General features: G+C 33.7%; 18 protein-coding genes. 9 read left to right on the top strand and 9 right to left on the bottom strand.

The features are described 5' to 3' along the window. The first annotated feature begins 261 nt into the window (after positions 1-261). Positions 262-660: a DUF2061 domain-containing protein gene (locus V6255_RS19325; protein ID WP_425355921.1), complete on the top strand. Its 399-nt coding sequence runs from the start codon at positions 262-264 to the stop codon at positions 658-660. A gap of 132 nt (positions 661-792) precedes the next feature. Here V6255_RS19325 and V6255_RS09715 read toward each other — a convergent pair whose 3' ends face one another. Continuing rightward, the gene (locus tag V6255_RS09715) at positions 793-1,722 is read right to left on the bottom strand and encodes a sensor domain-containing diguanylate cyclase (protein ID WP_341627971.1); all 930 of its coding nucleotides are present in this window, start codon (positions 1,720-1,722) and stop codon (positions 793-795) included. Continuing rightward, positions 1,722-2,531, bottom strand: coding sequence for an alpha/beta hydrolase (locus V6255_RS09710; protein WP_341627970.1), 810 nt, complete (start codon positions 2,529-2,531; stop codon positions 1,722-1,724). Before V6255_RS09710 ends, V6255_RS09715 begins: the two co-directional genes overlap by 1 nt. Positions 2,532-3,047: 516 nt before the next feature. Between V6255_RS09710 and V6255_RS09705 the strand changes: the two genes are divergently transcribed. Together V6255_RS09705 and V6255_RS09700 are read left to right on the top strand one after the other, a co-directional pair. Beyond that, positions 3,048-3,248 (top strand): DUF2892 domain-containing protein, encoded by a 201-nt coding sequence (locus V6255_RS09705; protein WP_341627969.1) that lies wholly within the window; start codon positions 3,048-3,050, stop codon positions 3,246-3,248. A 332-nt stretch (positions 3,249-3,580) separates the two neighbouring features. Then, positions 3,581-4,537 carry a DMT family transporter gene (locus V6255_RS09700; protein ID WP_341627968.1) on the top strand — a complete coding sequence of 319 codons (957 nt, stop codon included), beginning with the start codon at positions 3,581-3,583 and terminating at the stop codon, positions 4,535-4,537. A gap of 511 nt (positions 4,538-5,048) precedes the next feature. Here the strand turns inward: V6255_RS09700 and V6255_RS09695 are convergent. After that, the gene (locus V6255_RS09695; protein WP_341627967.1) at positions 5,049-5,702 is read right to left on the bottom strand and encodes a DUF1080 domain-containing protein; all 654 of its coding nucleotides are present in this window, start codon (positions 5,700-5,702) and stop codon (positions 5,049-5,051) included. Between the two features lie 339 nt (positions 5,703-6,041). Here V6255_RS09695 and mtgA point away from each other — a divergent pair, with 339 nt between their 5' ends. Beyond that, entirely contained in the window at positions 6,042-6,734 is a 693-nt protein-coding gene (gene mtgA, locus V6255_RS09690; RefSeq protein WP_341627966.1) for a monofunctional biosynthetic peptidoglycan transglycosylase, read from the top strand. 135 nt (positions 6,735-6,869) lie between these two features. On the opposite strand, the gene ykgO is transcribed toward mtgA, so the two are convergent. From ykgO to V6255_RS09670, 4 genes are all read right to left on the bottom strand, one after another. Then, positions 6,870-7,010: a type B 50S ribosomal protein L36 gene (gene ykgO / locus V6255_RS09685; protein WP_025562424.1), complete on the bottom strand. Its 141-nt coding sequence runs from the start codon at positions 7,008-7,010 to the stop codon at positions 6,870-6,872. Beyond that, positions 7,010-7,261 carry a type B 50S ribosomal protein L31 gene (locus V6255_RS09680; protein WP_341627965.1) on the bottom strand — a complete coding sequence of 84 codons (252 nt, stop codon included), beginning with the start codon at positions 7,259-7,261 and terminating at the stop codon, positions 7,010-7,012. Before V6255_RS09680 ends, ykgO begins: the two co-directional genes overlap by 1 nt. Positions 7,262-7,543: 282 nt before the next feature. Next, on the bottom strand, positions 7,544-7,852 hold the full coding sequence (locus V6255_RS09675; RefSeq protein ID WP_341627964.1) for a hypothetical protein: 309 nt from the start codon (positions 7,850-7,852) through the stop codon (positions 7,544-7,546). Positions 7,853-8,078: 226 nt separating this feature from the next. Continuing rightward, positions 8,079-8,267 carry a hypothetical protein gene (locus V6255_RS09670; RefSeq protein ID WP_341627963.1) on the bottom strand — a complete coding sequence of 63 codons (189 nt, stop codon included), beginning with the start codon at positions 8,265-8,267 and terminating at the stop codon, positions 8,079-8,081. Positions 8,268-8,897: 630 nt separating this feature from the next. Between V6255_RS09670 and V6255_RS09665 the strand changes: the two genes are divergently transcribed. Continuing rightward, entirely contained in the window at positions 8,898-10,508 is a 1,611-nt protein-coding gene (locus tag V6255_RS09665) for a methyl-accepting chemotaxis protein (RefSeq protein ID WP_341627962.1), read from the top strand. Positions 10,509-11,279: 771 nt separating this feature from the next. Further along, complete coding sequence (locus V6255_RS09660; protein WP_341627961.1) at positions 11,280-11,618, top strand: thioredoxin family protein; 339 nt, start codon at positions 11,280-11,282, stop codon at positions 11,616-11,618. Positions 11,619-11,991: 373 nt separating this feature from the next. On the opposite strand, the gene V6255_RS09655 is transcribed toward V6255_RS09660, so the two are convergent. Further along, positions 11,992-12,936: a hypothetical protein gene (locus V6255_RS09655; protein WP_341627960.1), complete on the bottom strand. Its 945-nt coding sequence runs from the start codon at positions 12,934-12,936 to the stop codon at positions 11,992-11,994. Positions 12,937-13,097: 161 nt separating this feature from the next. Next, positions 13,098-14,156 (bottom strand): MBL fold metallo-hydrolase, encoded by a 1,059-nt coding sequence (locus tag V6255_RS09650; protein ID WP_341627959.1) that lies wholly within the window; start codon positions 14,154-14,156, stop codon positions 13,098-13,100. Positions 14,157-14,648: 492 nt separating this feature from the next. Between V6255_RS09650 and V6255_RS09645 the strand changes: the two genes are divergently transcribed. The 3 genes from V6255_RS09645 to V6255_RS09635 all read left to right on the top strand — a co-directional run bounded on the left by V6255_RS09645 (position 14,649) and on the right by V6255_RS09635 (position 17,235). Continuing rightward, positions 14,649-15,047 (top strand): DUF2061 domain-containing protein, encoded by a 399-nt coding sequence (locus V6255_RS09645; RefSeq protein ID WP_341627958.1) that lies wholly within the window; start codon positions 14,649-14,651, stop codon positions 15,045-15,047. 370 nt (positions 15,048-15,417) lie between these two features. After that, on the top strand, positions 15,418-16,692 hold the full coding sequence (locus V6255_RS09640) for a dicarboxylate/amino acid:cation symporter (protein ID WP_341627957.1): 1,275 nt from the start codon (positions 15,418-15,420) through the stop codon (positions 16,690-16,692). A gap of 333 nt (positions 16,693-17,025) precedes the next feature. Further along, a complete protein-coding gene (locus tag V6255_RS09635; RefSeq protein WP_341627956.1) occupies positions 17,026-17,235 on the top strand; it encodes a YecH family metal-binding protein in 210 nt (69 codons plus the stop codon). The last annotated feature ends 537 nt before the right edge of the window (positions 17,236-17,772 follow it).

Below are 17,772 nucleotides of genomic sequence, written 5' to 3'. Positions count from 1 at the left end.
AAATTAGAACAAAATTATGCAAGCATGGTTGCTTTAGCATTCACTATTATGTGGCTCCCTATGCATGCAGAGTAATTATTGAGCACCAAAGATCAACACGCCCTAACTAACTGAAATTTTATCAAAACGAAAATCCTATCAAAATAATTAAATTAACACCACAAAACCTATCAATAGAATAGAAACTTCCCATTTTACTTAATGATAATAATTATCAATAATGACCACACAAAACAGAGAATCTATTACAAGGAACAGACAATGACCAAAACAATTACTTTTGCAGTTATTCACTTCAGCATCGCAACCCTCGTTGCTTTCACTTTAACGGGTAATTTTTTATTAGGTAGTTTGATCGCTGTTATCGAGCCATCAATCAATACCGTTGCTTTTTACTTTCATGAAAAAGCTTGGCAACAACTGCCTTTCCTTAAAAAGCGAGAGTCAATGACCAAGGTAAAAACAGTAAGCTTTGCAATCATTCACTTTAATGTTGCTTTTGCTGTTACTTATGCTTTAACCGGTGATGCTTTTATAGGTGGACTAATGGCAACCATTGAGCCAGCAATCAACTCTTTTGCTTACTTTTTTCATGAAAAAGCATGGGGCAAAAAAGCTAAAAATGCAGAGTACGAAATTGAACAAGCTATATGTGCTTAATAATATGTTGAAGTGTAAGAAACGGCTCTAGGTGTTAGTTTGGAGTTGCTTCAGCTCTATTGAGGGAGTTTAATCAACCTTTATAAAGGTAAAGTAACGAGGCCTATTTTAATAAAAAATTAGATCGCGTAGTTAAGGTTTTTTATACGTTTTGTTGTAAAGTTCTGTTCTATTTCGGCCCGACTCTTTGGCTTTATATAATGCATTATCAACTTCAGTATAAAGTGTTTTAAATATACTGTCAGGCCTGCTAATCGTGAGCCCTATACTGGCTTTGGTGTAATAATCCCCAGCTTTAATTTCCCCTATTAATTGGTGTAAACGCTGGCAAAACAGTATCGCATCTTGTTTATTGGTATCGGGTAGTAGAATCAAAAACTCTTCACCACCAAAGCGAGAAACTAAATCTGTTTTTCGTGCAAATTCTTTTAATCGTATCCCGAGTTCTTTTAAAACACGATCACCTTCGGGATGTCCATACATATCATTTACTTTTTTAAAGTGGTCGATATCAAGTTGTATTAGTGCAACGGAATAGTGAGATCTTGCTGCTAGTTCAATCGCTAGAATACTTCTATACTTCATTTCTCTTCTATTTAGTAAAGTGGTTAATTCATCTGTTGATGCAAGTAGTTTTAACTGCTCCGCTTGTTGTTCAAGTGTTTCTCTAGCTTGAATTAACTCTTCGTATAATTTATCACGTTTTGATGCGTTAAAAAAACTCCAGTAGATTAGACCGGCGTTATCACTTTTAACGTTAACTGTGATTGGAATGCGAATGCCCTTTCCATTGATCATGGTTAATTGCATTTCTTCACAAATTTTTTCGTGTAAGAGTGTTGGAATTAAATAAGTTTGGTAAAAAACCTTAGAAGCTAGCGTAAAAATAATGTCTACACTTTTTCCAATCAGCTCACCAGGTTCCCACCCCAACTCTGTCGAAAAGTAATCATTACAATAAACAATTTCTTTTGATGTATTAGTGATAAAGACACCATTGGGAAAGTTATTTAATGTATAGGTTGAGATAGACGAAGCAGTATTGATTTGCTTGTCTTTCATTATTTATTTAAATATTTAAAGATAGTGTTTGTAACTTGGTCAGGGTGAGTCATATGTAAACAATGCCCATCAGCCTCTACCAATTCAAGTTCACTATTGGTTATGTTTTGATTGATAAACTTCCCTATTTCAGGGGAAGCTAATGAATCGTTTTTACTTTGAAATATTAATGTAGGTTGTTTCACTTCTTTTAATATATGTCGATAATCAGACAAGAAAGTGGCTTTAGCAAAACCCTTTGCAACAACAGGGTCTGTAGAACAGAAACTACTAGAAAGTTCACCAGTAAGTTCACTTGGATTATTGTCACCCATGACTAATGGCGCTAAATAGTTTGCCCATCCAATATAGTTTTTATCCATCAAATTTAATAATTCTTGTAAATCTTGTTTTTCAAACCCACCTAAATAATCAGGGGGGAAGTTTAAAAAACAAGGAGAAGGACAAATCATGATCATTTTTGAAAAAAGTTTGGGTGCTTCTATACTTGCAAGACTACCAATAATGCTACTAACAGAGTGCCCAATAAAAATAATATCAGAGAGTTGTAACGCCTCACCTATTTCTACGATGTCATGCGCATAACCTTCAAGACGACTATAGCGCTCTTTATCATATTGAGACAAATCAGAACTGCCTGATCCGACATAATCAAAGAGCACAATTTTAAATTGTTGTTCAAGTGCAGGCGTCATAAAGCGCCACATATTTTGATCGCAACCAAAGCCATGTGCCAGCATTAATGTTTTAGACCCATTACCAATTACTTTGACGTTATTACGCGCCAGTACATCATTTGGAAGAAACATATCACTCTCATTTTATAAGTGGCTAAAAAATAATACCCATTTAGTGTAAGTTAAAAATGATTATTTATTAAATCAATTTATGGTTAATTGCCAACTAGCGCTGAATAAGAATGAAATTAAAGTAATTAACCTTTAAAAATAGTCGTATTTTACGAAATACCAAGGATACCAAAACTTGACCCCCATACATTTTCATCTTAGAAATAAACCATTTGATCTGCCATTAAAGCAATGACAGGAATGCATCAAACCTGGCCCCCCATAGACTTTTAAGTAGCAATGCGAAAAACGGCCAGGCTACCGTTCAACCTATATAAAATAACTCATCAAAAAAGAGAGGCATTTATAACGCCAAAATCACCAGTTTCTGAACAATATTTTGATTATTAAAATATAACTAGATTTGCATCAAAAAATTAACTATTCGTTGATGTTTTTAATTCTATAATCCTGTAAATATCTTACGTTAGAGCTATTTTCTAACTTAATTATGATTAGAAGCAATAGGAATTTAAGATGATAAAAGAAAATGTAGGTGGTATTGATCGTACGCTGCGTATTATTGTCGGAGCGGTACTTATTGGTATAGGTTTATGGTATTTAAGTTGGTGGGGCGCAATTGGTGTAGTGCTAATGCTTACCGCTCTGCTGGGTTGGTGTCCCGTTTATTTACCTTTTGGAGTTTCAACTAGCAACAAAGAAAAGAAAACTGAATAATTAATTGATCAATTTCATTTAAAAAATAGACAAGATCATTTTCTTTTACTTTTACTTTTTTAAAACTAGCTTAAAGCAGATGATCTTTTCAAGATGTAATCAATAAATAGAACCGATAATAGAACAAAATAATAAAAACCGCTCCTCCATTAACATTTAACTCCAAAGTTAAACTATTTTCATACTCTGATAATTAAACTGATAATTAAAATTACTTATTTATTAATGGTGAACCTTCCCTAAATCTAAGGTTAAACATTTAATTCATGTCTTTTATTTCTTTAAACAATTAGTATGAAAAGCTTTTATCAAACAATCCTATGGAGAGAACATTGACTAACACAGTGACGGCTGACTCAACATCAACGAACAATCGTATATTATGGATGGCTTTTTTAGGCTTGTTGATGACTAATTTATTTTGGGCTATTAATGCCATTCTAGCGCGTGGTTTTATGCCTGAAGTAGCCCCTATTGCCATGAACTTGTTCCGTTGGATTGGTGCATTTATATTACTAACACCTTTTGCCCTACCGCGTGTGATTAAAAGTTGGCCAACCATTCGCCCTCACTTATTACCTTTATCTGGGCTGGCGATATTAAGTATCGCGCTTTATAACAGTTTGCTTTATGTGGCTGCAAACTTTACAACAGCCGTTAACATTACGCTAATTAATACACTAATACCGATTGCGACATTATTGATTGCGTGGCGAGTACTAGGTAATCGCCCACGTTTAATGCAGTCGATTGGTATGGCGATATCAATACTGGGTGTTTTATTAATTTTAACAAAAGGATATTTACCACATTTATTGAGCCTTAAATTTAGTCAAGGTGACCTGTTTATGATTACTGCTGTAGTGGTTTGGGCATTATTTACAGTGCTATTAAAAAAAATGTCACTTAAATTGCCGGCTATAACGGTGCTGTATCTATTAGTTATGCTTGGACTCCCTTTTTTAATGATTGGTTATGCTATTGAAGCGGTATTTTTTAAGTTTTATTTACCCTCATTGGAACACCTAAGTTTATTTGCTTATCTATGGGTTTTCCCGTCAATACTTGCTTACATATTTTGGACAAATGGCGTAGTACGTCTTGGCCCAGAAAGCGCTTCATTATCAATCACTTTAATGCCGTTATTCGGTGCAATATTAGCCATTATCTTTCTTGACGAGTCAATCTACTGGTTTCATATTGTAGGAGGTCTATGTTCATTGGTCGGCATGCTACTCGCATTATTACCTGCGAATAAACTACCTACTATTTTCAAATTGAATACATGAGAATCGAAGGCTTAACAATTATAATCAAAGGAAATTAACAACCAGTGTAACTTTAATCAATATGCTCAAGGGATCAAAGCTTGCTTTTTTCCGTTAAGTTAACAATAAAACCTTATTAATTCTTTTGGTATTACTCAATATGTCTACAATTCTCACACTATTGAGCATTTCTAATCAGTTCATTTATTTTAATAAAGTCAAACAGGATATTTGGATTAGTTGAGGCTAGTGCATGGAGAGGGGTACACGTTCGAAACGCTACATTTAAAATGAATGAATTGGATATAAAAGTGATTCGATGGCCAGTTTTTTCTTCTGTTAAGAAAAAGATGTTCGCAGATAGAGTGAAACCAAAGCTAACAACAATAAAACTGACAGGATGAGCGTAGACGAATCAACATTAAAAATAACGGCACTCTTCCGTTCGTTAAGTTTTTCTAAATCAATCAATGCCTTTACTTTATAACATAACAGCATAGTTTATGAGTAAAGACAAAATTAACCCTATAACTTATAACTCAACCAATCTAATATTACGCCATTTTATTTTTGTTTTATTCTCACCATGAATCTGTAATGAAACCCCTCCTTCACTTTGACTTATTTCAGAATCATTAACAGTGGCCATTTGAGTGCCATTCAACCATGAAATAATTAAGCCACCTTTTACCTGAACTTTCATTTTATTCCACTCCCCCATTTTAATCACGGCATCTTTTGAAGAACTAGGTTTAGCTAACCACCCTCTTTTATATGCATTAATTCCACCAGCATAATGTCCTGGCGGCGCAATCTCAACTTGCCAGCCGGTCGCTTTATTACCCTCAACAGTTGAACGTACGAAGATACCGCTGTTTCCTCTTTTTTCCTGTTTATACTCTAAGGTCAATTCAAAATCTTTGTAGTGCTTAATGGTGGTTAAATAGCCAAATGTATTATCAACGCCGTTTTCACAAACTAATAATCCATCTTCTACATACCATTGTTCAGTGCCATGTATTTTCCAACCACTTAAGTCTTTTCCATTAAATAAGGAAATAGCTTTTGATTGATCAACTACAATAGGTGAATACGCTACACTCGGATCGTCCGTGACGTTAGTGGGAGTACTTTTACAAGAAACGACAAAAGCCAGAGTAATACCTATTAATAAACTATTTTTCATATTATTAAAAACCCGGTGGATAAAAAGTAAGTAACAATACTAAGTAACCCAAAAATTAAATACAACCGACCGATACGACAGTATTGACTTAATAAGCGTTTAGTATCAAAAATAAACGTTTATAAGCTTTAGCTTTAATCTATTCAATATGCACTATCCTCAATGATAGAGATAAAATATTAGAAATATGGCATTATTAACGGCTGTCCCTTTCAAATAGATAAAAGGACACTTTTAAATTAATTATTTAATGAAATCATTAATACCCATTTAATGATGAGAATTGACATCGAGGCTATCAAATTTTACCGCCTCGCTAACCCCAATTAGAGACAATGAATGGCAAAGCGTAAATCTAGTTTTTTGAGTAAAATATGGTCGAAGGTATGGCGTATATTGGTAGTATTGATGTTGTTTGTTGGTCTGATTTTACTGATGTTTCGCTTTGTGCCATTACCGACAACGGCATTTATGTTGCAAAGCTCTTATCCAGTAACTCAAAAATGGATCAGTATCGATAAACTACCCTCGTATATGCCTTTGGCTGTTGTGGCCTCTGAAGACCAACGCTTTCCAGAACACTTTGGTGTTGATTTTACAGCTATAATTAATGCCGTTGAACAATACAGTGATGGTGACGGCCTTCGTGGTGCAAGCACTATTACTCAACAAACGGCGAAGAATATTTTCCTTTGGTCTGGCCGAAGTTTTATGCGTAAAGCACTGGAAGCTACTTTAGCGCTTAGCCTGGAAGCGATTTGGGGTAAGCAACGTATTTTAGAAGTGTATTTAAATGTGGCGGAGTTTGGTAAAGGTATTTATGGTGTCGAAGCAGCTAGCCAACATTATTTTGATAAATCGGCACGTTATCTTACTAAACATCAAACAGCACAATTAGCGGTGTTATTACCGAGTCCCAAAACACGGGATCCTCGCAATTTGACTGCAACGCTTAGCCAAAGGGTGATGTGGATTGAGCGACAAATGAGCCAGCTTGGCAATGACTATTTAACCCCCATTTTTAAAGATTAAAAAAGAGACAGCTTGAAAACTTTCCCGTTAACTCATTAACTTTAGAAAATGAAATAAGTTAATGAGTTAATGAGTTAATCGTTAGCTACCTTTGAACGAATGCAATAAATAAGAGAATAGCGAACGGTCAGTCGATCAACGTTTTTTCTTCATACCTTGTACAGCCTTAAATCTCGGATTCGATTTACAAATGACATAGGTACGCCCACGTCGTTTCACTACTTGGCAATCTGAACTACGTGTTTTGGCACTTTTTAAAGAACTCAATACCTTCATTACTTGCTCCTAAGGCTTCCAAAACGATTATTAAACTTAGCAATTTGCCCTTCCTGCTTAGCGGCACGTTGTTTACCTGTGTATTGAGGATGTGATGCGCTCGATACATCGATAGGTAAATAAGGATAAATTTTCCCTTCATGCTCTATCGTTCTATCGGTTTGTAAGGTTGATCCTATAACAAAATAAACGTCTTCTGCCGTGTCATGAAACACAACTTTTTGGTAATTAGGATGGATATTTTCTTTCATTGTTAACTCTCCATTTCACAGTTATGTTATAACATAACAATTAAAACGAAGCGGATCAATAAAAATGATAACAATTATCATTAATATTTATAGTAATCCAATAACTCATAAATAACCGATGCATAAACTTTATTAATGCAATCAAGATGCTAACTCCAAAATATGATTTAATATCAGTATTTTTGGCTTTTATTATTATAGATGGCATTAAACAATAGAGGTGCTTAGCATCCAGATTTGAATTTAATTAGTGTAATTAGCATGACTTAATAAACAACAAGGTTAATTTTTTTGCTTAGCTACTATTTCATTTTTACCAAAGAAAGTGATTAATAGTGCTATGACAATGCCCACAAAACCAAGACTTGAAAATAACAAACTATATTCACTATTAGTACCAGACAGGTTGAGTAAACTGGTGATGAGTAATAACGATACTCCTAACATTTTCATAAATGAGAGTGTTGTATTTAAACTAAACCAAACATGACAGGAAGGACATTGCTTTTCTACTTGCAGTCCCTTCTTCTTAATGTTCTTGATATCTTTAACGTTAATTTTTGCTTGGCAGCCTGGACATGTTACTTTCATTTTTATTCCTTTAATTCAATTGAATCATTACACTAAAATGCTGTAACCGAGTACATATAAGACATACCTTTTAAGTAGAAAATTGCAGTAAATGCAGATGTTTGACTTATAATTATATTTAATTTAGCTGATCACTTTATTTTTATAAGACAAAAAAGTCATTTCTCTTTTTAGATGTAGTTTAGAAATATGTAGTTTAGAAATAGAGTTTAAAAATATGGCTTATTTAAAAGCCCCCATTTTCAACGACTGCTTTTATTAAGGCAACGATCAACATGATAAAAACCAATATAGGTAATATTTTACTGTATTTAGCTTGTTGTTGCTGATCGATTGGCTTGGCAAAGCGCTCACCTAAAACCACCATCAATACCAAAGCTAAAAATAACATCCCTAGAATAATTAATATTGTCATGAACATCACCTTGTGGATTAACGTTTATCGATTCTCGATTCTCGAAAAATCTGAGATATCTGCGTGAAAGAGTACAAATCTGAACGTTAAATTTAATCATATTAGGCAACTACGATAATAGAGTTAGTGATGTGGTGCAACGTTGTAATAACGGTAAAACAGTAATAATGTTAAAAGAGAAGCCTTGTCGTACTGCTCATATAATCAGTATTAAGTAAAAAATATAAAATGATTTAAAAGAGCATGAAAACCAAAAAAAACATCAACTATATTTTCAAAGTCACCTTCATAAAGCAAAAATATGGCTGTAATAAAAGGTAATTAAAAGACTAGTTATGGCTGATTAAATTGAATCATAGTCGAGAAGTTATAGATCTCTACAAGTCTATTTAGAAGATAACTTATAAATTAAAGTCAATTAACATTTACAACCGTTAGTAAGTTTTATTTAACTTTATGTAAATAAACACAGTTTTAACTTAATTTAATTGCAATAATCAAAAATGTTACTACTTTAGTAGTAACCATATAACATATATTGTTATTTGAAAGGTTATTTAAAAAAACCTCAAACTCAAAATGTTGAATAACTCTATATTTGACAATAACAAAACTAACTTAATGAGAATTATGATGACGATAAGAAAAAAAATGTATTTAGCTTTGTTTTGCTTAATAACAGTATTGTTTATTCAATCTGCATTTATGATTTATCAAAGTAATCGCATTCATAAAGCCTCCATTCTCATAGGTGAAACGATTGAACCTATCCTTTTCAAAAATTATGAATTAAAGATAGCCGTTATTCAGGTTCAACAATGGCTAACAGATATCAGTGCAACCAGAGCACAAGATGGTCTCAACGATGGTATAGAAGTCGCTGAGGAAAATTATCAGATTGCAGTAAAGTTATTATCTGAATTAACGTTATTAGATGACAGCAATGCGCAGTTCTATCAAAAGATGCTACCAACACTTAATAATTATTTTGCAACAGGTAAGCGGATGGCGAATGCTTATATTGAAGAAGGTCCAAATGGCGGTAATAAAATAATGCCTGAGTTCGACGATGCTGCCGCCGCGATTACAGACCAAGTCGAAAGTGTTATGGAAATAGCCAAGTTGAATTCACAGGAAAATCTTAACAAGCAAACCAGTGATTCAGCACTTATTCAAACCTCTATTTATTTATTATCTGGTATATTTTTATTGGTATTAATCTTGTTATATATCATGACCAGCCGTGGTTTATTAAAACCATTAGATGTCATGACTAATATGGCAGATGATTTGGCCAATGGAGAAGGCGATTTAACCAAACGATTAAATGAATCTAAAAATGATGAATTAGGTATTACGGCACATCATATTAATAGTTTTATTAAAAAGACACAGACTGTGATTGAAGCAGTAAGTGAAACGATGAAAGATCTGAGTAATACATCAGATTCATTACAAAACTCTGCTCAAAAAACACACAGTGCAATGGAAATGCAAGTTAAAGAAACCGACCAAACTGCAGCGGCCATTAATCAATTAACAGCTACATCAGAGGAAGTATCTCAGTTCACGATTGAAGCTTCTAATGAAACAGAAGCGGTTAACGAACACATTACTACAGGTATGGACATTTGTACTTCGACTACAGTGCAAATGGCAGAGTTAGCCAGTAAGATGAGCTCAGCAGAAGATGTGGTCAAAAGGTTAGGTGATGATAGTGCTAACATTGGAGCTATGTTAGATGCTATTTCTGGCATTTCAGAACAAACGAACTTATTAGCACTTAACGCAGCTATCGAAGCTGCTCGTGCAGGTGAAAGTGGCCGAGGCTTTGCTGTTGTTGCTGATGAAGTGCGTTCACTTGCAGGTCGTTCTCAAGAATCAGCACAAAATATTCAAACAATAGTAAACCGTTTACGTGAAAACGTTGAAGAGGTTATCAATGTATTTACTGTTAGCCGAGATAACGCAACCAACTCACATAGTAAAGTTGAAGCATTAACGCTCTCATTTGGTGTCATTGCTGAGAACATGAAAAATATTAATCAAATGAATGCACAAATTGCCACTGCAACAGCAGAGCAAAACCAAGTAATGTCAGAAATCGAAGAAAGCATTGTTAATATATCGTCTGTATCTCACTCAAACAAAGACAATATTATGATGGTACATACAACGGGACAAACACTTAAAACCAATGTGAATGAATTAAACAAGTTATTGGAACAATTTAAATATTAAGTATTTATTTTATTGAAATTGAGTCCTTGATAAATAACTGTCTGAGTTTGTAAAAACTGTTATTTATCAAGGACAATAAATTTTATTATTTAACCTTAGTTCTAGATAATAAAAGCGAGTATGATGATAAATCATACTAAACATCGACAACTTGAACATTAAAACTGAAGTACAAATAATTTAAATATCAAAAAATCAAACATAATCTCATTCATTTTTTATTTAGTACAGTGCCATTGGTTTTGTATAGTTTAATTGGTTTTGTATAAAGCGATAACGAGTTATTGGAAAATGACTTAGCACTGAAATATACAACAACTCTAACCTTTCAGCATGATCTAAAATACATACCTTCTTTGTCGTTTCTTCTATTATCAATAAATTAACTGATCTACTTTACTGGTTAAAATAACGTATTTAATGTGATCGGTCTTATAAGTAAACTTCCTCCTGTTATACGTAAGTTGCCCGTGTTATACCGATTACATTAAATAAGTGATCTAAATTTTGCGCAGGAAAAATGACTTAGTTTAAGGCGTAAATTGAGCTAAATGGTTGTTCCCTTTACGAAATTTACAACGAAGAAATAAGTTATTTTAACCAGTAAAATAGATCAGTTAATTAGTGTGATTGGTATTACACCTAAATTTATCAGCGGTAGAAGTAATTTTAGACACTACCGACTGTATTATTTCAATCTAGTGAGATATTTTATGAGTGAAGAAAGCGTTTAGCGACTATTCATGTAATTCATCGCGTGGAGTAAATAAAATGGAAAACAATGATATTGGCTTTAAAACTGATTACGAAGAAGAAACAGTTTCATTCAAACAAATAAGTGAGTTACACGGCAATGTGCTGCTTGAGTTTGGTGCACCTTGGTGTGTGCACTGTCAGGCGGCACATTCAGCTGTTAAAGAAGTATTGAATGAACACTCAAAATTGTCTCATATTAAAATTTATGATGGAAAAAGTAAGCGATTGGGAAGAGCCTTCAAGGTAAAACTTTGGCCGACATTAATTATCTTACAAAATGGTAATGAAGTATCGCGTATAGTGAGGCCATTAATCCCAGAACAGGTTCGTCAATTAATTTCAGAAGTCAGTTAAAGAAAAAATAAAAAGACAATCCTAAGCTTCTATAAACAATTATTGGGGGAAATTTCCCCTGTAAATAATTATTGATAGACTGACTACCTCCCTATCGATAATGTTCGTTTGCTACTGTTACTTTGACTTCACTTTAATACTGATTACAGTAAATAAGTGTTCTAGATTTTACGCAGGACAAATGACGTAGTTTAAGGCGTAAATTGAGGTCTTTCGAAGATTAACTTCGTTAATCGTTTGTCGGAGAATTAACTAAAATATGTTATATGCTTGTTCCTTTATACGAAATTTACAACGAAGCAATAAGTTATTTTAACCAGTAAAATTGATCAATTAATTAGCGTGGCTAGTATAACTATTGAGTTTTAGTATTTTAGTTACAAAAACGACTATCATATTGATAAACAGTCGCTGTCTTACTCAATGAGTCAGTTGAATTCCACTTGGCTAAAAGTGGATTTTCTTGCATAACCATAAAGAGCTCTTTTGCATGATTGGCTTCATTACTGCTATTGCTACTGCTGTTATTACTAATATTGCGACTATCATTTTTATTAAGTTTTTCATGCTCATTGTCAGATTTAAAAGAGATTTCAACAACGATTGCTTGTGTCGTACTTACTGACTCGTTGTACCATAAGCTTAACGAGAACTCGGTATCCATTACGCCAGCTATATTAACGATGTCAATATTTGCACTTTTATAAACATACTCATTGATAGTTAAATCACTCACTTTCTCAATCGCTAGGTTTTCATCAAAGTGTTTATTTTTTAAGCCTGGATATAAACCGATAGGATCATTCATTTTATTCAAGTTTTTACTATTTCCAATTTTTTGTGTAGTTGAAGATGAATAGGTACTGATGAAAGGCACTGCAACATCCTCTTCAAATTTACTTTTAGCCTTAGACTTTGTTCCGCGAAGATCTTGTGCGCTAGCAAGCAATTGATCTGCGCTACGAAACTTCAAGGTGACTTTACGTTTGCCATTTTCAACTCTTTCTCGAAAACTATAACCCGCATTAAGTAAGTCACAACTGCCTTGAACATCATAAAATGAAACAGTCCTGCTTTTGTCTAGGCTTAAATAACCTGATGCCTCGGATTTTAAAGCGCCCTTTTCAATCAGGCTTTTCAATACTTTCCAGTAATCGCTTATTTTACTTATTCTGACTGATTCATCACCAGTAAATAAGCTCGGGTTTAATAATATTTTATATTCACGAGAGTCTACCTTTGCATTTGTAGCAGATACGTTAATAGACAAACATAACATAGCGAGAAGTATTACTTTGTAGGCCATAGTTTTGTTCATGTCACTCTCATTATTAAATAAACTTGATTTGACCACGGCAACTAGTGCGAAAGCACTTATAGTTTTTCTTACTTATTATGGCTTCATCAGCATTATAAAGTATGTTAACCAATCGCTTTCTCAAGCCACAATCATCATAAAACAGAATCAACTAAACTGACTTATTGCAGCAACCTCACTGTCATTAAATCTTTGCCAACATAAATTTTCCCTTGGTAACCACTTTCTCGTGTAGATTTTAAGTAATCTTTTTCACTTAAGGCGCCACCAGGGACAGTATGTGGCCCTAATTTTTCAGCTCCAATAGCTGGAACTAAATGCGTTAACATTAAATGACTAACATTAGCTCGTTTAGCTAATGCTCCGAGATCCGTTGAGGTGCTTTGTCGATAAAAGATTGGTGTAGGAAAAGTACTACCATAGATAGGGCCAATATATGGATGAATGGTGGAGTGTACTAAAATATCAACATCTTTAGACAATAATTCAACATTTTTTGAAGTCGAACTAATGCGTGGAGGTGTTAACTTATCATTACCTGCATCTCCGCCAATAACGACAGAACCGGCTGGAGAATCAACTCGATAAGATAAATTACCAGGAATATGTGAGGAAGTAATTGCAGTCACAATAATTTCACCAGACTGCCATACGACTTTAGGTTTATTGGCTAATGGTAATGCAACAGGCATAAAATTAATCAAATCATTAGGGCCATTCTTATTACGCTTTTTACTTTCAGATATTCTCTGTGTAATTTCACCTGCAAATAACGCTGCATCAGCAATATGAATAGCAAATTGTTCGCAACTCATTACGCGAGCAAATACACCATTAGCTTCTACATCTTCACTACAGACTAAATCAAGTTTTTTCGAAAAACTGTGCCAGCGAGTTTGTGCAATATCGATTAACCCAACAGTATGGTCAGAATGTAAATGCGTCAGAAAGACGGCATCGAGCATATTGGGGTGCACATCAAGTTCTGCAAGTCTTAATGCAGTCCCTCTACCAGCATCAAATTGTAATAAAATATCACTACAACCATTATTGATTGTCCCTACCTTCACTAAAGTGCCTGCACCAGCAAGTCCTTTATAAACATCTGGACCACCGAGGGTACCAGTCAGGCTAACTTCCATACATTGTTTATCTTGTGCAAAAGTATTCATACTAAAAGCCAATAAAAATAGGCTTAAAAATTTAATAACTTGAGTCATCTAATACCATCCGTTGTGATTGATTAATAAAACCTTTTTATAAGTTAAAGGGCTAAAGTATCCTCACGACACCTTAATGACAAAGCGCTTTTCACAAGCCATCATAATTAACAAAAGACGCTGCCCTAGACATTGTAAATTAAAAATATTGTATATTAACTATTTTGATCTACTAAGATCGGTTCTGTATCAAAAGTAACCACTTGTTAAAACAATGAGGTATTAACAGGATTAAATGCTTTGCTATGACAGAAAACAGTATCTTTTATGCTTAACATAAATAGCCTTTGATTCTAAAAAATAAAAAGAACGCTGCGTACTTAAAACCGTAATATCAAACTACAAACACCAAACAAAAACAAAAAAACTATCAAGAAACAAATTTCAATCGAAATAAGCTATCAAACAAATAGAATCTTCCCATTTTACTTAATGATAATAATTATCAATAATAGCATCACAAAACAGAGAACATATTACGGGGCACACGCTATGATCAAAACAATTACTTTTGCAGTTATCCACTTCAGTATCGCAACGTTACTTGCTTTTGCTTTAACTGGAGATTTTTTACTAGGTAGTTTAATCGCTATCATTGAGCCATCGGTGAATACGGTTGCCTTTTATTTCCATGAGAAAGCTTGGCAACAACTACCTTTTCTTAAGAAACGAGAGTCAATGACAAAAGTTAAAACTGTGAGCTTTGCCATTATTCATTTTAACGTTGCCTTTATGGTTACTTATGCTTTGACTGGCGATGCTTTTTTAGGAGGGTTAATGGCCATCATTGAACCAACAATTAACTCTTTCGCTTACTTCTTTCATGAAAGAGCATGGGGCAACAAAAATAAAAATATTGAATATCAAGTTGAACCAGCAATGTATGTTTAATTATCTTTACTCTTAATTAAACCTAAGCCTAATTAACAATAAAAAATCGTAAATAAATAATCCCTGCTCGCTCTATCCCCTTTGTAGAAAAGAGAAAGTGATCAGCAGCAGGGAAAGTAATGCCTTACTATATTAAGGCATGACACTTCTTACAATATTCTTGTTACTTTGATCTCCGCCACATTAATGAAGACAGCTTCAAAAATACTTATTACTAAAATAATTTATAAATCAGATTTTATTTTCACAAATCAAATAAAAACCAATCTGTATCAATTCACAAGTCAAGTGACTATGATGTCATCCCTTTACAGCTTGGATGATTTAAAACGTCATTTTTATCACTTTTAACAACTTTTAGAGACTTGTAATGAACAACAAAAAAAACTCAACTCAATCTGCTGGAGCATGGACTCGCCTAGAACTATGGAAGAAAATTCTTATTGGGATGATTCTGGGTGTTATCGCGGGTACTTTAATGGGCCCCGACGCAGAAATTTTTAAACCATTAGGTACGCTTTTTATTAATGCAATTAAAATGCTAATTGTACCGCTGGTTTTTTTCTCCCTTATTGTTGGCATTACTTCAATGCAAGATACCAGCAAAATGGGACGAATTGGCCTTAAAGCAATTGTGCTTTATTTAGGAACAACAGCTGTCGCAATTACTATTGGTCTTGGCCTTGCTACTATCTTCACACCAGGTGCAGGTTTAGACATGGTGGCAATGACTACTGATGCAGAAATACCAAATGCCCCTACTTTAGTGCAAACATTACTTAATATGATCCCTAAAAATCCAGTCGGTGCGCTTGCTGCTGGTAATATTTTACAAATCATTGTTTTTGCTATTGGTTTAGGTGTTTCATTGGTTTTAATTGGTGAAAAAGGTAATCCAGCCATTAAGCTTTTTGAGAGCCTTGCTGAAGCAATGTATAAACTAACTGAGTTAGTAATGAAACTTGCGCCTTATGGTGTATTTGGTTTAATGGCTTGGGTTTCAGGTAAATATGGAGCAGATGTACTACTACCATTAGTAAAAGTAATCGCAGTCGTTTACTTAGGTGCATTAATCCACGTTGTTATATTCTACAGCGGCATGATCAGTATTTTAGGTCGTTTAAATCCTGTACGTTACCTAAGAAGTTTGACTAACCCTGCGGCTGTTGCATTTACGACAACAAGTAGCTCAGGTACGCTTCCAGCAACAATAAAAGCTTCTCGTGAAGAGTTAGGTGTTTCTAAAGGAGTTTCAAGCTTTGTATTGCCTCTAGGTGCAACAATCAATATGGATGGAACAGCCCTATACCAAGGTGTTTGTGCTCTGTTTATTGCTCAAGCATTTGGTGTTGACCTTGCTGCTTCTGATTACATTACTATTATCTTAACCGCAACATTAGCTTCTGTAGGTACTGCAGGTGTTCCAGGTGCAGGCCTAATAATGCTTTCATTAGTATTAACAACGGTTGGTCTTCCGCTTGAAGGATTAGCGATTGTTGCTGGTATTGACCGTATTCTAGATATGGCACGTACAACAGTTAACATTTGTGGTGACATGATGGTTTCATTATTAGTTGCTAAAAGTGAAGGTGAGCTTGATAAAGACATCTTCGACGGTAAGAAAAAATTTGAAGAAACAGCTTAACCTTTATCTTTTAAAACAGTTACGTTTAGAACTGGTATCTGTAAAAAGCTAATCTGCAAAACGTTCGCTTTCGATAAAAAATAAACGCCACTGTGACCTGTGGCGTTTTTATTAAAAACTATCTACTTAATTAAAACCTTCCCCATAAAAGTATCACAGCAGCTTTCTCTTTTTCTTTCGTCTGTCCGGCAATAATTCAAACTACTGCAACCACTATTTATTTTTATTGAGTTATAACTGAGTTAAATTTATAAGTGAATCTTGTTTTGTATCAACCAGAAAATAAAATAATTGGTTATAGTGTTTACCAATTAAACACGCTGAAGAGAACAAATGATGAATCAATCAATTCATGGACATCAAGTAATAGAAATACTTGAAAAGTCTGAAAAGACTTATACAAAACAAACATTAAAGACAATGATTTCAAATACTTTTGGGGACAGTACACGTTTTCATACTTGTATGGAAAGTGATTTAACGACTGATCAACTAATAGACTTTTTAAAATCTAAAGGAAAATTTGTAGAGTCTACTAATTAAACTAATCTACTTGAAAAGTAACTTTATTTGTTAAAGCAGGCTTAATGCGAAAAATAGATAATTTTTTAAAGTGAGAATTAATATAATAGCTATCTTGCTAATGAAAGATCTTTAAGGAAGACAACAATACATATGAATGCCTTATATAAAAAAGATAAGTAGAGATCGATAAATAACTTAAATTACAAAATGAGAATATGATTAATTCATGCCTAAAAAATAGAATTAATAGAGTCACACCAGATCAAAAATTTAAGGTAAGAGAAATCAAGTACAGTTAACGTTACGCTCACATTGGTAGTTCATCATTTAAAAGTCAAATTGATAGGTTATATCAATAATACTAAATTAAATTATTTTCTAAAGTTGAGACATTAAAAAATAAATTTAAAAAAATTATTTTCTGTATAAAATACAATTTAGAGGTATAAAAAAAACAAAAATAGTTATTGCAATTTGTATAAAACAGACCTCACTTGCGGCATTTTGTTAGTAAGTACTAACCGTTAGAATACATGCTAATTTATCCACAATTTT

It is taken from the genome of Psychromonas arctica (genome assembly GCF_038155225.1).
Taxonomy (GTDB): Bacteria; Pseudomonadota; Gammaproteobacteria; order Enterobacterales; family Psychromonadaceae; genus Psychromonas; species Psychromonas arctica_B.
This window is presented reverse-complemented; position numbering and strand designations above follow the sequence as displayed.

What these genes read in the sequence shown, in the direction of transcription:
- V6255_RS09650 (WP_341627959.1), bottom strand. Translation starts at nt 14,156, where the DNA reads ATGACTCAAGTTATTAAATTTTTAAGCCTATTTTTATTGGCTTTTAGT.
- V6255_RS19325 (WP_425355921.1), top strand. Translation starts at nt 262, where the DNA reads ATGACCAAAACAATTACTTTTGCAGTTATTCACTTCAGCATCGCAACC.
- V6255_RS09645 (WP_341627958.1), top strand. Translation starts at nt 14,649, where the DNA reads ATGATCAAAACAATTACTTTTGCAGTTATCCACTTCAGTATCGCAACG.
- V6255_RS09660 (WP_341627961.1), top strand. Translation starts at nt 11,280, where the DNA reads ATGGAAAACAATGATATTGGCTTTAAAACTGATTACGAAGAAGAAACA.
- V6255_RS09695 (WP_341627967.1), bottom strand. Translation starts at nt 5,702, where the DNA reads ATGAAAAATAGTTTATTAATAGGTATTACTCTGGCTTTTGTCGTTTCT.
- V6255_RS09715 (WP_341627971.1), bottom strand. Translation starts at nt 1,722, where the DNA reads ATGAAAGACAAGCAAATCAATACTGCTTCGTCTATCTCAACCTATACA.
- V6255_RS09635 (WP_341627956.1), top strand. Translation starts at nt 17,026, where the DNA reads ATGATGAATCAATCAATTCATGGACATCAAGTAATAGAAATACTTGAA.
- V6255_RS09665 (WP_341627962.1), top strand. Translation starts at nt 8,898, where the DNA reads ATGATGACGATAAGAAAAAAAATGTATTTAGCTTTGTTTTGCTTAATA.
- V6255_RS09710 (WP_341627970.1), bottom strand. Translation starts at nt 2,531, where the DNA reads ATGTTTCTTCCAAATGATGTACTGGCGCGTAATAACGTCAAAGTAATT.
- V6255_RS09675 (WP_341627964.1), bottom strand. Translation starts at nt 7,852, where the DNA reads ATGAAAGTAACATGTCCAGGCTGCCAAGCAAAAATTAACGTTAAAGAT.
- V6255_RS09655 (WP_341627960.1), bottom strand. Translation starts at nt 12,936, where the DNA reads ATGAACAAAACTATGGCCTACAAAGTAATACTTCTCGCTATGTTATGT.
- mtgA (WP_341627966.1), top strand. Translation starts at nt 6,042, where the DNA reads ATGGCAAAGCGTAAATCTAGTTTTTTGAGTAAAATATGGTCGAAGGTA.
- V6255_RS09680 (WP_341627965.1), bottom strand. Translation starts at nt 7,261, where the DNA reads ATGAAAGAAAATATCCATCCTAATTACCAAAAAGTTGTGTTTCATGAC.
- V6255_RS09670 (WP_341627963.1), bottom strand. Translation starts at nt 8,267, where the DNA reads ATGACAATATTAATTATTCTAGGGATGTTATTTTTAGCTTTGGTATTG.
- V6255_RS09640 (WP_341627957.1), top strand. Translation starts at nt 15,418, where the DNA reads ATGAACAACAAAAAAAACTCAACTCAATCTGCTGGAGCATGGACTCGC.
- V6255_RS09705 (WP_341627969.1), top strand. Translation starts at nt 3,048, where the DNA reads ATGATAAAAGAAAATGTAGGTGGTATTGATCGTACGCTGCGTATTATT.
- ykgO (WP_025562424.1), bottom strand. Translation starts at nt 7,010, where the DNA reads ATGAAGGTATTGAGTTCTTTAAAAAGTGCCAAAACACGTAGTTCAGAT.